Below are 13,699 nucleotides of genomic sequence, written 5' to 3' on the forward strand. Positions count from 1 at the left end.
CTTTGGGTCGTTCTTATTGACGCACTTCGCCGTGACCGAGCACGACGTATTTCAGCGATGTCAGCCCTTCCAGTCCGACGGGGCCACGCGCGTGCAGCTTGTCGTTCGAGATGCCGATTTCCGCGCCCAGCCCGAACTCGAAGCCATCCGCGAAGCGCGTCGACGCGTTGACCATGACGCTCGCCGAATCCACTTCGCGCAGGAAGCGCATGGCGCGGTCGTGATCTTCGGTGACGATCGCGTCCGTATGATGCGAGCCGTACGTGTTGATATGGCCGATGGCCTCGTCCAGACCGTCGACGATTTTCACCGCCAGAATCGGCGCGAGATATTCGGTGCTCCAGTCTTCGCCGGTGGCATCCACGAGCCCGCCGATCTGCGCCGCTTCGAGCACCTTGCGCGCCGCCGCGTCGACACGCAGTTCGACGTCTTTCGCCTGAAACGCACGCGCGAGCTTGGGCAACGCGGCGTCGGCGACAGTGCGCGCGACGAGCAGCGTTTCCATCGTGTTGCAGGTACCGTAGCGATGCGTCTTCGCGTTGTCGCAGATCGCCGCCGCTTTCGCGAGATCGGCGCGGTCGTCCACGTACACGTGGCAGATGCCGTCGAGATGCTTGATCATCGGCACGCGCGACTCTTCCATCAGCCGCGCGATGAGGCTTTTGCCGCCGCGCGGCACGATCACGTCGACGAACTCCGTCATGGTGATGAGCTTGCCGACCGCCGCGCGATCCGCCGTCTCGACCACTTGCACCGCGTCCTGCGGCAGCCCCGCCGCCCGCAGTCCCTCGCCGATCAGCCTGGCAAGCGCAGTGTTGCAATCCAGCGCCTCGGAACCGCCGCGCAGAATCGTCGCGTTGCCGGACTTCAGGCAGAGGGCGGCGGCGTCGATGGTCACGTTCGGCCGCGATTCGTAGATGATGCCGATCACGCCGAGCGGCACGCGCATCTGCCCGACCTGAATGCCCGTCGGACGGAATTTGAGTCCGCTGATTTCCCCGATCGGATCGGCCAGCGACGCCACTTGCCGCAAGCCTTCGACCATCGTGCCGAGCGCCTTGTCGGAGAGCGTCAGACGGTCGATGAACGCCGCGTCGTAGCCCTTCTCGCGGGCTCGATCCAGATCGCGCGCGTTCGCGGCCTTCAGCGCGTCGCGCTCCCGCTCGATCGCATCCGCCACCGCGACGAGCGCCGCGTTCTTCGCCGCCGTCGACGCCCGCGCCATCGCGCGTGACGCCACGCGCGCGCGGCGGCCGAGATCGGTCATGTACTGGTCGATGTTCATCTGGATCATTCCGTATGCCGGCTGCGAAAGCGTGGCATCAGTGAGATGGGAGTCGCGTCGGTTGCATGGCCCGACGCGCAAAGAATCATTCTAAGCCGTACCGCGTATTTAGCGACGCGGTCGCGGCGCTGGCGACGCGCCTTGCGCCACGGCCATCGCCAGTTCGAACATGCCGGCCCACGGATCGGGCGGCGGCTCGCTGCCGCGCGCACCCGTGGCGGAACTACCCGAAAGCCCTTTGACCTGCCGGTCGAGCCGCGCCGCGAGCGAAAGCGCGCGTTCGAGCGCGTCTTCCGTCACGCGGGAAAGCGCCGGGCCGATCAACCGCTCGCGCGGTCCCCATACGCGGTTTTCGCGCAGCAGCGTCGCGAGCGGCTTGCCCGACGTCACGCCGCGCTTGATGCGCAGCAGCGTGCGCACCTCGTCGACAAGCGCCCACAGCACGAGCACGGCCGCTTCGCCTTCGCCTTTCAGACCGTCGAGCATGCGCGAAAGCCGGCCGACGTCGCCCGTCAGCATCGCCTCGTTCAGCTTGAAAACGTCGTAGCGCGCGACGTTCAGCACCGCGTCGTGAATCTGCTCGAACGTAAGCACGCCTTGCGGATAAAGCAGCCCCAGCTTCTGTATTTCCTGATGCGCGGCAAGCAGATTGCCCTCGACACGCTCCGCAATGAAGACAAGCGCGCGTCGGCCCTCTTCGCCCGGCGCGACGCGCTGGCCTTGCTGCGCGAGCCGCTGACCGACCCACATCGGCAACTGCGCGCGGTCGACCGGATCGACCTTCAGCGCGACACCCGCGCCGATCAACGCGGTGAACCACGCGGATTTCTGCGCTGCCGAATCGAGGCGCGGCAGCGTGACCAAGGTCACGACGTCCGGATTGTCGGCGGCGGCGAGCGTCTTCAGCGCCTCGCCGCCTTCCTTGCCGGGCTTGCCCGTCGGAATGCGCAACTCGATCAGCTGCCGGTCGCCGAAGAGCGACATCGACTGCGTCGCGCCGATGAGCGCGCTCCAGTCGAACCCGCGCTCGACCGTGAACACCGTGCGATCCGTGAAACCGCCCGCGCGCGCGGCGGCCCGGATGCGGTCGCACGCTTCCTGCACGAGCAGATGCTCGTCGCCATAGACGACGTACAGCGCCTTCAGGCCTTTGGCGAGATGCGCTTCGAGCGCGTCGAGCTTCAGTTGCATGGTGAACAGTCGCGCGGCGCGTTACAGCGGCGGCGTGGGCAACGGGGCCCGCGGCGCGATGCCCGGCGTCTGCTCCGCCGGCGTCGGATGCAGCGAACGCACGACCGCGAGCCGGCGCGTCAGCTGATCCACGGCGTCGTTGCGCATGTCGTTGTAGAGCAGTGTGGCTTCCTGCGACTTCGCGAGCGTGTACTGGTTGCTATACGTCATCGCGCGATTCAGCGCGATGGCGCTAGGCGGAATCAGCACGGTTCCGTCCGCGCCGACGAGCGTATAGCTCAGGTTGTAGACGAGCTCGTACTCCTGGATCACGCCCTGCGAATTCAGGCTGAGTGTGCTGAGACCTTGGCCTTCCGTGAGATAGAGCGTCGCGTCGGGCTTCTCCGAGGGCTTCACGATAACCGTATCGCTTCCGCCCTGAACCATGCGTTCGAGCCGCCCGACCATCTGCGGCGCGCCGCCGCTGATCGCCAGGCGCTTGAAGGCGTAGTCCTGCTCGCCGCGCAACTGGAAGCCGCACGCGGACAGCGCCACCGCGCCGCCCAAGAGCGCGAGGAAAGTACGCCGGCTCACGCGCGCCGCGCGATTTTCGACGGCTTTGACGCTCACATCGAATCCCCAAGTTTTGGCCATCAGACCACCACGTTGACGAGACGCCCCGGCACCACGACGATCTTCTTCGGCGCGCGGCCTTCCGAGAATTTTTCGAACATTTCGTGCGCGAGCGCCGCCTGTTCGATGGCTTCCCGCGTTGCATCCTTCGCCACGGTCAGCGCGCCGCGCACCTTGCCGTTGACCTGCAGCACCAGTTCGATTTCCGCTTGTTCGAGCGCGGCTTCGTCGACCTTCGGCCACGGCGCGTCGAGCAGCGGGCCGAACTCGTCGGCATAACCGAGTTCCGACCACAACTGGAACGTGATGTGCGGCACGACCGGATACAGCACCCGCAGCAGCACGCCGAAGGTCTCGTTCAGCACGCCTTCGCCTGCATTCTTCGCGCTGTCGAGCGCGTTGAGCATCTTCATCGCGGCAGACACGACCGTGTTGTACTGCAGGCGGCCATAGTCGAAATCGGCCTGCTTCAGCACAGTGTAGATTTCGCGGCGCAGCGCGCGGTCGGCGTCGCTCAGCTTCGATGCGTCCAGCTTGCGGTGCTGGCGCAGCGCCTCGGCGTTGTCGTGCGCGAAGTGCCACACGCGGCGCAGGAAGCGGCTCGCGCCTTCGACGCCCGCGCCCGACCATTCGAGCGATTGCTCCGGCGGCGCGGCGAACATCACGAAGAGACGCGCCGTATCGGCACCGTACTGGTCGATGAGCGTCTGCGGATCCACGCCGTTGTTCTTCGACTTCGACATCTTTTCAACGCCGCCGAGCACGACCGGCTGGCCGTCGGCGATCAGCGTCGCGCCCGTCGGACGGCCCTTGTCGTCGTGCGACACGGTGACTTCCAGCGGGTTGTACCAGGTCTTCTTGCCGCTCACGTCTTCCCGATAGAACGTCTCGTTGAGCACCATGCCCTGCGTCAGCAGGTTCTTGGCCGGCTCGCCGAACTTCACGAGGCCCATGTCGCGCATGACCTTCGTCCAGAAGCGCGAGTACAAGAGGTGGAGAATGGCGTGCTCGATACCGCCGATGTACTGATCCATCGGCATCCAGTAATCGGTGCGCTCGTCGACCATCGTCGCGGCATCCGGCGCGCTGTAGCGCGAGAAGTACCACGACGAATCGACGAACGTGTCCATGGTGTCGGTTTCCCGCTTTGCCGCCGCGCCGCACTTCGGGCACGAGCAGTTCAGGAACGCTTCGGACTTCGCGAGCGGATTGCCCGTGCCGTCCGGCACGAGGTCTTCCGGCAGCACGACCGGCAGATCCTTCTCCGGCACCGCCACGTCGCCGCAGCTCGGGCAGTGGATGATAGGGATCGGCGTGCCCCAGTAACGCTGGCGCGAGATGCCCCAGTCGCGCAGACGCCAGGTGACCTGCTTGTCGCCGAGTTCCTTGGCTTTCAGGTCGGCGGCGATCGCATCGATCGCTTCCTCGGTGGTCATGCCGTCGTACTTGCCGCTGTTGACGAGGCGGCCGGCCGTCTTGTCGCCGTACCACTCTTCCCACGCCGCGGTGGAGTAGGTCTTGCCTTCGACGGCGATCACCGGCTTGATCAGCAGATCGTATTTTTTCGCGAACGCGAAGTCGCGCTCATCGTGCGCCGGCACGCCCATCACGGCGCCTTCGCCGTAGGACATCAGCACGTAGTTGCCGATCCACACTTCGACCTTCTCGCCCGTCAGCGGATGCGTGATGAAAAAGCCGGTCGCCATGCCCTTCTTTTCCATCGTGGCGACGTCGGCTTCCGCGACGCCGCCGCGCTTGCATTCCTCGATGAACGCCTGCAGACCGGGGTTGTCGCGCGCAAGACGCGTGGCGAGCGGATGCTCCGCCGCGATCGCTGCGAACGTCACGCCCATGATGGTGTCGGCGCGCGTAGTGAACACGCGCAAGAGCTTCGCCTCGCCGTCGATTTCATACGGAAAGCCGAAGTTGACACCGAAGCTCTTGCCGATCCAGTTCTGCTGCATGATCTTCACGCGCTCGGGCCAGCCGAGGCCTTCGAGATCGTCGAGCAGTTGATCCGCGTAATCGGTGATGCGCAGGTAGTACATCGGAATCTCCCGCTTCTCGACGAGCGCGCCCGAGCGCCAGCCGCGCCCGTCGATGACCTGTTCGTTCGCGAGCACCGTCTGGTCGACCGGGTCCCAGTTCACCGTGCCCGTCTTCTTGTACGCGATGCCTTTTTCCAGCATCTTGAGGAACAGCCACTGGTTCCACTTGTAGTACTCGGGGGAGCACGTGGCGACTTCGCGCGACCAGTCGATGGCGAGGCCCATCGACTGCATCTGCTTCTTCATGTACGCGATGTTGTCGTACGTCCACTTCGCGGGCGGCACGCCATTGGCCATCGCGGCATTTTCGGCGGGCATGCCGAACGCGTCCCAGCCCATCGGCATCAGCGTGTTGTGGCCGTTCATGCGCAGATAACGGTACATCACGTCGTTGATGGTGTAGTTGCGCACGTGCCCCATGTGCAGCTTGCCCGACGGATACGGCAGCATCGAGACGCAGTAGAACTTGGGCTTGGCCGACGTCTCGGTCGTCCGGTAGACGTCGTTCGCGCGCCAGTTGCTCTGCGCGGCGGATTCGACGTCGGCGGGTACGTATTTATCGTGCATGGTGTGATGGCTTTACGCTTGATGCTGTGAACGGGCGCGAGCTTCGTTGGGCTTGGCCGCTGGCTTGCGGTGGCGAATCCAGACGCTGCGTGGTCGACCGGGTGGCGCGACTCGCGCCATGCAACGGCGGAATCGGGCCTGCTCTGATTGACGCGGGACGCGTTGGACGGGCAAAGGGCGATTATACCGTCCGCTCTCCCCGTGTCCTGGATTCGCAAAGCCGCTGGCCGCGCGTTTTTCGGGCCAATTACTGCAACGTTCGCTGGAAGTTTGCGCGGCGCGCGTTCACCCGGCAATTCAGCCGAACGGCATAGGCCGAATCTGAACGTCTCAATGCGCCGGCACGGGCTGCGTCACGAAACCGATCCGCTCGATTCCGGCCTGCTGCGCCGCGCCCATCACCTGCGCGACGATTTCATAGCGCGTGCCGCTCGACGCCCTCAGATGCAGCTCCGGCTTCTCGGCCGCCTTGCCGGCTGCGGCGAAGCGCGCGCGCATGTCAGCGGCGCTGATCGGCGCGTCGTTCCAATAGAGCTTGCCTTTATCGTCGATGGAAAGCGTGATGGTCTGCGGCGTCTCGCGCGCCGGCTGCGACGAAACCTTCGGCAGATCGAGCCGGATGGCGTGCGTGAAAAGCGGCGCGGTGATGATGAAGATCACCAGCAAAACGAGCATGACGTCGATGAGCGGCGTCATGTTGATGTCGGCCATGGGCGAGCCGTTGGGCTTGTTGTCGAGTCCGCCGAAGGCCATCGCGCGCTCCCTATTCTTTCTCGCCGCACACGAACGCGTGCAGATCGTGCGCGAAGCCGTCGAGTTCCTCGGAGATCTGACGCACGTAGCGGCCAAGGACGTTGTACGCAAGCACCGCCGGAATCGCGACGACCAGACCGAACGCGGTCATGATGAGCGCCTCGCCCACCGGCCCCGCGACGTTTTCGATCATCGCCTGCCCGCTCGCCGCAATGCTGCCGAGCGCGTGATAGATGCCCCAGACCGTGCCGAGCAAGCCGACGAAGGGCGCCGTGCTGCCCACCGACGCGAGCAGCACCTGTCCGAATTCGAGCCGACGCTGCGAGCGCAGCAACGCCTGGCGCAGCGCGCGCAACACGCGCTCGTTGCGCTCGACGCCGGCAAGCAGCGCGCCGGGCACTTCCGCTTCGGCTGCGCGCCACGCCGCTTCGGCGAGCGGCAGATACACGCGCTCGCGATCCGCGCTGCGCAACGCGCCAATGCCGTCCTTCAGCGTCGATGCCTGCCAGAAGCGTTGCAGCGCGAGCGGCCCCTGCCATTTGGCGCGCGCCAGCACCCACGCCTTCACGAGCAGGAAGCACCAGCTCGCGAGCGACATGGCGAGCAGCACGCCCGCGACAGCATGCGTGACGGCATCGCCGCTTTGCAGATAGTGGATAACGCCCGTTGCCGCCATCGTCCGTAAACGCCTCAGCGCAAGCCGAGCACGTCTTGCATGTCGAAAAAGCCCTTGTCGTGCGCGGCGAGGAAGCGCACCGCGCGCAGCGCGCCTTGTGCATACGACAGACGGCTCGCGGACTTGTGCGTGATCTCGATGCGCTCGCCGATGCCCGCGAACAGCACCGTGTGATCGCCGACGATATCGCCGCCGCGAATCGCCGAGAAGCCGATGGTCGACGGATCGCGCTCGCCGGTCACGCCTTCGCGCGCGTAGACGGCGCAGTCGTTCAAGTCGCGGCCGAGCGCGCGGGCCACCACTTCACCCATCGCCAGCGCGGTGCCGGACGGCGCATCCACCTTATGCCGGTGATGCGCCTCGATGATCTCGATGTCGTAACCCTGCGCGAACTGCTTCGCGGCGAATTCGAGCAGCTTGAGCGTCACGTTCACGCCGACGCTCATGTTCGGCGCGAACACCACGCCGATCTTGTCGCCGGCCTGCTTCAACTGCGCCTTTTGCTCGTCGGAGAAGCCCGTCGTGCCGATCACCATCTTCACGTTATGACGCAGCGCCGCTTCGAGATGCGCAAGCGTGCCTTCCGGGCGCGTGAAGTCGATCAGATAGTCGGCGTCGGCGAACACGCGCTCGATGTCGTCGGTGAGCGTGACGCCGGTGGTCTTGCCGAGGAAGGCGCCTGCGTCCTGCCCGAGCTGCGGCACGCCCGGACGGTCGAGCGCGCCGACGAGTTGCGCGTCGGAATCGTTGAGAACGGTTTCGATCAGCATCCGGCCCATGCGGCCCGACGCCCCGGCGATGGCGATCTTCATGGCTGTCTCGTGTTGAACCGCGCGGCGAGCGCGGCTGATTGATACGGCGTCACGCGGTGAGCGCCCGCGACGCCGGTCTGTCCGGCAAGGCGCGGACGGCGCGCCTTGCCGACGTTGCTTCTGAGCCGCGTTACTGCGGCATGCTGAACTGCGCTTGTCCGCCCGCGTTGGCCGGAGCCGGCGACGTGCTCGCGGGACCGACGGCGCTGCTGTCCGGAATCGTGATCGTCTGCGGCTTGCGCTGCAACTGGATCTGCGAGTTGCCGCCCACGCTGGCCGCGCCGGGCGCCGCGCCCGCGCTTTGCGGCACGTTCGGGCGCACGGACGATTGCGTGCGGCCAGTCGGCATTTCGACTTGCGCCGTCGCGCGATTCGCAGCCTGCGCGGCTTGCTGGTTCGCGTCGCCCGCGAAGGCGGCCGCGGTGTTCGGCTGCGTGGACGGCTCGCCGGGCGGCGCGGTCACGGTGCTTGCCGAAGCCGCCGACGCCGCCGATGCCGCCGCCACGGCTGCGGGCGCCGTTGGCGCCTTCGCGACCTTCAAGCCCCGGTCGCCGTCGATTTCCGCGAGCAATTCGAGGTTCGACGGCAGATTCTCGCCGCCCGACCAGCTCACGACGCGATCGCTCGCGAAATTCACGACGAAGTCACGCTGCTGCACGACGGAGGTGGAACCGCGCTTGAAGTAAAAGACGTAGTCCCAGCGGTCCGCGTGGAACATGTCGGTGAGCAGCGGCGTGCCGAGCAGTTGCCTGACCTGATCGCGCGACATGCCGACCTGCATCTGGCTCGCCGCTTCCTGCGAAACGAAGTTGCCCTGCACGACCGTGATGCGGTATGGCGTGATGCTCTGCGCGATCTTCTGCGTGACGCTGTCGTACGTCGAGCAACCCGCGAGCAGCGCGGCGAGGGTTGCTGCGATGATGGTTCCCCGCATGCGACGGCTCTCCCTGCAATTCGATAAAAATTTTGAGATCATTTCACCTTTCGCGCACAGCGCCGATGACACTGACAACGCCGCGCTTCTCGTTCCGCTCTCAGTGCGCTTCTGCGTCGTTATTACGTGCCTTCCGCGCGGTTTTGCGTACTTTCCGCATGAGATGTCAGGATTCGGAAAAACGCATTACTATGAGAACCTTGAATTGTACTCTAGGGATGCCTAGCCATGACCAATCCCTCCGATCTGAAAAATATCGGGCTCAAGGCGACCCTGCCCCGCCTCAAGATTCTGGAAATCTTCCAGCATAGTCCGGTGCGTCACCTGACCGCTGAAGACGTGTATCGCAACTTGCTCAACGAAGAACTCGATATCGGGCTCGCCACCGTGTACCGCGTGCTCACGCAGTTCGAGCAAGCGGGCCTGCTCTCGCGAAGCAATTTCGAATCGGGCAAAGCGGTGTTCGAACTGAACGAAGGTTCGCACCACGATCACCTCGTCTGCATCGACTGCGGGCGCGTCGAAGAGTTCTTCGACGCCGAAATCGAACGCCGCCAGCAGTCCATCGCGAAGGAGCGCGGCTTCAAGCTGCACGAGCACGCGCTCGCGCTCTACGGCGCCTGCACCAAGGAAAACTGCCCGCACCGCAAGCACTGAGCGGCATGCGCCCGGCCGGGCGCGAAAGCATAGTGACCAAAATGAGCCGCCGTCCATCGGCTTCGATGGACGGCGGTTTTGTTTCGTCCATCCTCGTCCCTATGCGGCGAATTCCGATAACGACGCCCGTCTCCGCTGACGCAGGCACTTCCCGCGACAGCCGCTGTCATAGCACCGGCCGCCAGCGATCACTAGCCCTCCGTGGCTTCAATCAGCTTTCCGCGGACCTGCAATTAGCGAACGTCAAAGGAGTAACGTCAATGGACGTGCAACAACTCGTATCAGAATTTCTGTCTTCGTCGCACGGGGCGCAAGCCACGCAGGCGCTGACCGATCAGGGCTTCAGCCAGGAAGACAGTCAGCAAATGCTTAGTACGGCTGCGGAAACGGCGCACGCGCACGCCGAAGAACAGAGCCAGGGCTTGCTGGGCGACCATCCCGGCAAGAGCTTCTTTGCGGCGTTCGCGGCGGGACTCGTGCGCGGCGACGGCTTCTTCAAGTCGCTGGAAGAAGGCGGCGAAGGCGTGCTCACCGGACGCATCGCGGAATCCATCGGCGCGCGCATGGGCCTCGACCCGGGCACGGCGTCGACGGTCGCGGCGGCCGCGACGCCTTACGTCATTTCGTTCCTGCGCCAGCGGTTCGCATAACGCCGCGCAAAAAACAAAGCCGCTCCGAGGAGCGGCTTTGTCATTTCAGCGGACCGAACGTTACTTCGCGTTCGCGAGCGCGACCGCCGTATCCAGCATGCGGTTCGAGAAGCCCCACTCGTTGTCGTACCAGCTCGACACCTTCACGAGACGGCCCGACACCTTCGTGAGCGTCGCGTCGAACGTCGACGAAGCCGGGTTGTGGTTGAAGTCGACCGACACCAGCGGCGCTTCGTTGTAGCCGAGGATGCCCTTCAGCTCGCCTTCCGACGCTTCCTTCATGATCTTGTTGACTTCTTCGACCGTCGTGTCGCGCGCCGCGATGAACGACAGATCCACCACCGACACGTTGATGGTCGGCACGCGGATCGCGTAGCCGTCCAGCTTGCCGTTCAGCTCCGGCAGCACGAGGCCGACCGCCGACGCAGCGCCGGTCTTCGTCGGAATCTGGCTGTGCGTGGCCGAGCGCGCGCGGCGCAGGTCTTCGTGATACACGTCGGTCAGGACCTGGTCGTTCGTGTACGCGTGGATCGTGGTCATCAGGCCGTTGACGAGGCCGATCTTGTCGTTCAGCGGCTTGACGAGCGGCGCGAGGCAGTTCGTCGTGCACGATGCGTTCGAGATGACGGTGTCCGATGCCTTCAGCACGTTGTGGTTCACGCCGTACACGATGGTCGCGTCTACGTCCTTGCCGCCCGGCGCGGAAATGATGACCTTCTTCGCGCCGCCCTTGATGTGCGCGCTCGCCTTTTCCTTCGTCGTGAAGAAACCGGTGCACTCCATCACAACGTCGACGTTCAGCTCGCCCCACGGCAGTTCGGCCGGGTTGCGGTTCGCCAGCACGCGGATTTTGTCGCCGTTGACGACGAGGTAGTCGCCGTCCACCGACACGTCGCCGGGAAACTTGCCGTGCGCGGTGTCGTACTGCGTCAGGTGCGCGTTCGTCTTGGCATCGCCGAGATCGTTGATGGCGACGATCTCGATGTCGTGCTTCTTGCCGTTCTCGTAGAAGGCGCGCAACGTGTTGCGGCCGATCCGGCCGTAGCCGTTGATTGCAACGCGAATCGTCATGGTCTATCTCCTTGGCTTAAAAAAACCTGCTTCGCTGCACGCGGATGCTTACGCTGCCAGAACGGCCTTCGCCGTTTCGACGACGTGCTCCACCGTGAAGCCGAAGTGCTTGAAGAGCGCACCGGCCGGCGCGGACTCTCCGAACGTGTCGATGCCGACCACGCCGCCTTCGAGGCCCACGTACTTGCGCCAGAAATCCGTCACGCCCGCTTCGATCGCTACGCGCGCCACGCCCTTCGGCAGCACGCGCTCGCGGTACTCGGCGTCTTGCTTGTCGAAGAGGTTCGTGCAGGGCATCGAGACGACGCGCGCACCGATGCCTTCTTTCGCGAGCGCCTCCACGGCCTGCAACGCGAGCTGCACTTCCGAACCCGTCGCGATCAGGATGATTTTGCGCGCGGGAATGTCGTCGTTCCAGTCGACGAGCACGTAACCGCCCTTCGCGATGTTCGCAATCTGAATGTCGTTGCGCGGCGAGAACTGCAAGTTCTGGCGGCTGAAAATGAGCGTCGACGGGCCTTCGTGTTCGATGGCATGCGTCCATGCGACGGCCGTTTCCACGGTATCCGCTGGGCGCCACGTCTGCAACTGCGGAATCAGACGCAGGCTGGAGACGTGCTCGACCGACTGGTGCGTCGGACCGTCTTCACCGAGGCCGATGGAATCGTGCGTGAACACGAAAATCGAGCGCGCTTTCATCAGCGCGGCGACGCGCAGCGCGTTGCGGCTGTAGTCCGAGAACGTCAGGAACGTGCCGCCGAACGGACGAAAGCCGCCATGCAGCGCAATGCCGTTGAGGGCCGCGCTCATGCCGAATTCGCGCACGCCGTAATTGATGTGATTGCCCCACTGGATGCCCGCGTGGCCCGCGTTCGCGTTCTCCGCGTCGCCGGCGGCGCGCACGGCCTTCGACGCCTTCCAGTTCGTGAGATTCGAGCCGGTCAGGTCGGCCGAACCGCCGAGCAGCTCCGGCAGCGCGGCGGCGAGCCCTTCGATGGCCTGTTGCGATGCCTTGCGCGTCGCCACCGTTTCCGCACGCTGGTTCGCGTCCTCGATGATCTTCGCGGCGCTCTGCTTCCAGTCAGCGGGCAGTTCGCCCTTCATGCGGCGCGTGAACTCGGCGGCCTGTTCGGCGTACTTGGCGCGATAGGCGTCGAACGCCTTGTTCCATTCGCCTTCCACGCGCGCGCCCTGCTCCTTCGCGTCCCACGCTGCATAGACTTCCTGCGGAATCACGAACGGCTCGTACTGCCAGCCGATCGCGGCGCGCGTGGCCGCGATCTCGTCGCCGCCGAGCGGCGCGCCGTGCGCGTCGTGGCCGCCCGCCTTCGTCGGCGCGCCCTTGCCGATGACCGTGCGGCAGCAAATGAGCGTCGGCTTGTCGGCTTGCTTCGCCTGGGCGATGGCGGCATCGACTGCGTTGACGTCATGGCCGTCCACGGCGCGAATCACGTTCCAGCCGTACGCTTCGAAGCGCTTCGGCGTGTCGTCGTGGAACCAGTGCTCGACGTGGCCGTCGATGGAAATGCCGTTGTCGTCGTACAGCGCGATCAGCTTGTTCAGCTTCAGCGTACCCGCGAGCGAACAGGCTTCGTGCGAGATGCCTTCCATCAGGCAGCCGTCGCCCAGGAACACGTACGTGTGGTGATCGACGATCTTCGCGTCCGCCTTGTTGAACTCGGCGGCGAGCAGCGCTTCGGCGAGCGCCATGCCGACCGCGTTGGCGACGCCCTGGCCGAGCGGGCCGGTGGTCGTCTCGACGCCCGGCGTGATGCCCACTTCGGGATGGCCCGGCGTCTTCGAATGCAGCTGGCGGAAGTTCTTGATCTCGCTCATCGGCAGGTCGTAGCCGGTGAGGTGCAAAAGCGCGTACAGCAACATGGAGCCGTGACCGTTCGACAGGACGAAACGATCGCGGTCGAACCAGTGAGGGTTCGACGGGTTGTGCTTCAGATGGCGCGACCACAGCGCGACGCCGATCTCGGCCATGCCCATGGGCATGCCGGGGTGGCCGGAGTTGGCTTGTTGAACGGCATCCATGGCGAGCGCGCGAATTGCGTTGGCCATGAGGGCGGTCGGGCTGGAAGTCGGGATCGTCATGTCGGGTGTCGGCGGCTACGGGAGCAGTGAGGCAGTGCTGGAATGATCCACGGTGCTTCTTGACGCTGCGTCTGACCGGTACTTCGCACCGGACGCCGGACCCGCGGCACACCGCGTTTTCAGTACCGGAACGACGAGAAACGACGAGGATCGGGAGGCGGTCATTCTAACAGACGGGTCCGATGGACAGGCGTGCGACACGGCGCCGAACGTGCGGCTTCCGGCGTTCGCGGGCATGTTCCCTGCAGCCGCGCGAAGCCGTTCATCGCGTTGAAACGCCGCCACGCGCCGCGGGCGGTTCGCGCCTCATGGCAAAATGCCCCTCACTGGTACGAGCAAAAGG

The 13,699-nt window shown here is 65.0% G+C and carries 12 protein-coding genes; 2 read left to right on the plus strand and 10 right to left on the minus strand.

Features of this window, described 5'->3' with window-relative positions; all coding sequences use genetic code 11:
- Positions 1–13: 13 nt before the first annotated feature.
- From NCR35_RS12905 to NCR35_RS12940, 8 genes are all read right to left on the minus strand, one after another.
- Positions 14–1,285, minus strand: a complete 1,272-nt coding sequence (locus NCR35_RS12905) for a glutamate-5-semialdehyde dehydrogenase (RefSeq protein ID WP_250534729.1) — start codon at positions 1,283–1,285, stop codon at positions 14–16.
- A gap of 108 nt (positions 1,286–1,393) precedes the next feature.
- Positions 1,394–2,476: a DNA polymerase III subunit delta gene (gene holA, locus NCR35_RS12910; RefSeq protein ID WP_250534644.1), complete on the minus strand. Its 1,083-nt coding sequence runs from the start codon at positions 2,474–2,476 to the stop codon at positions 1,394–1,396.
- 21 nt (positions 2,477–2,497) lie between these two features.
- Positions 2,498–3,049: an LPS-assembly lipoprotein LptE gene (locus NCR35_RS12915; RefSeq protein ID WP_244849157.1), complete on the minus strand. Its 552-nt coding sequence runs from the start codon at positions 3,047–3,049 to the stop codon at positions 2,498–2,500.
- Positions 3,050–3,108: 59 nt separating this feature from the next.
- The gene (leuS, locus tag NCR35_RS12920) at positions 3,109–5,703 is read right to left on the minus strand and encodes a leucine--tRNA ligase (RefSeq protein ID WP_250534645.1); all 2,595 of its coding nucleotides are present in this window, start codon (positions 5,701–5,703) and stop codon (positions 3,109–3,111) included.
- 330 nt (positions 5,704–6,033) lie between these two features.
- A complete protein-coding gene (locus NCR35_RS12925; RefSeq protein WP_250534646.1) occupies positions 6,034–6,456 on the minus strand; it encodes an ExbD/TolR family protein in 423 nt (140 codons plus the stop codon).
- Positions 6,457–6,466: 10 nt separating this feature from the next.
- Entirely contained in the window at positions 6,467–7,132 is a 666-nt protein-coding gene (locus NCR35_RS12930; protein WP_250534647.1) for a MotA/TolQ/ExbB proton channel family protein, read from the minus strand.
- Positions 7,133–7,146: 14 nt separating this feature from the next.
- Positions 7,147–7,944 carry a 4-hydroxy-tetrahydrodipicolinate reductase gene (gene dapB / locus NCR35_RS12935; RefSeq protein ID WP_250534648.1) on the minus strand — a complete coding sequence of 266 codons (798 nt, stop codon included), beginning with the start codon at positions 7,942–7,944 and terminating at the stop codon, positions 7,147–7,149.
- Positions 7,945–8,074: 130 nt separating this feature from the next.
- A complete protein-coding gene (locus NCR35_RS12940; protein WP_250534649.1) occupies positions 8,075–8,878 on the minus strand; it encodes an outer membrane protein assembly factor BamE in 804 nt (267 codons plus the stop codon).
- Between the two features lie 228 nt (positions 8,879–9,106).
- On the opposite strand from NCR35_RS12940, the gene fur reads away from it, so the two are divergent.
- Both fur and NCR35_RS12950 read left to right on the plus strand, forming a co-directional pair.
- Positions 9,107–9,535 carry a ferric iron uptake transcriptional regulator gene (gene fur / locus NCR35_RS12945; RefSeq protein WP_159836963.1) on the plus strand — a complete coding sequence of 143 codons (429 nt, stop codon included), beginning with the start codon at positions 9,107–9,109 and terminating at the stop codon, positions 9,533–9,535.
- Between the two features lie 260 nt (positions 9,536–9,795).
- Positions 9,796–10,185 (plus strand): hypothetical protein, encoded by a 390-nt coding sequence (locus tag NCR35_RS12950; protein WP_244847224.1) that lies wholly within the window; start codon positions 9,796–9,798, stop codon positions 10,183–10,185.
- 60 nt (positions 10,186–10,245) lie between these two features.
- On the opposite strand, the gene gap is transcribed toward NCR35_RS12950, so the two are convergent.
- Complete coding sequence (gap, locus tag NCR35_RS12955; RefSeq protein WP_250534650.1) at positions 10,246–11,256, minus strand: type I glyceraldehyde-3-phosphate dehydrogenase; 1,011 nt, start codon at positions 11,254–11,256, stop codon at positions 10,246–10,248.
- A 48-nt stretch (positions 11,257–11,304) separates the two neighbouring features.
- Positions 11,305–13,356, minus strand: coding sequence for a transketolase (gene tkt, locus NCR35_RS12960; protein WP_250534651.1), 2,052 nt, complete (start codon positions 13,354–13,356; stop codon positions 11,305–11,307).
- Positions 13,357–13,699 lie beyond the last annotated feature (343 nt).

This window comes from Caballeronia sp. AZ10_KS36, assembly GCF_023631105.1.
In the GTDB taxonomy this organism is placed as follows: domain Bacteria; phylum Pseudomonadota; class Gammaproteobacteria; order Burkholderiales; family Burkholderiaceae; genus Caballeronia.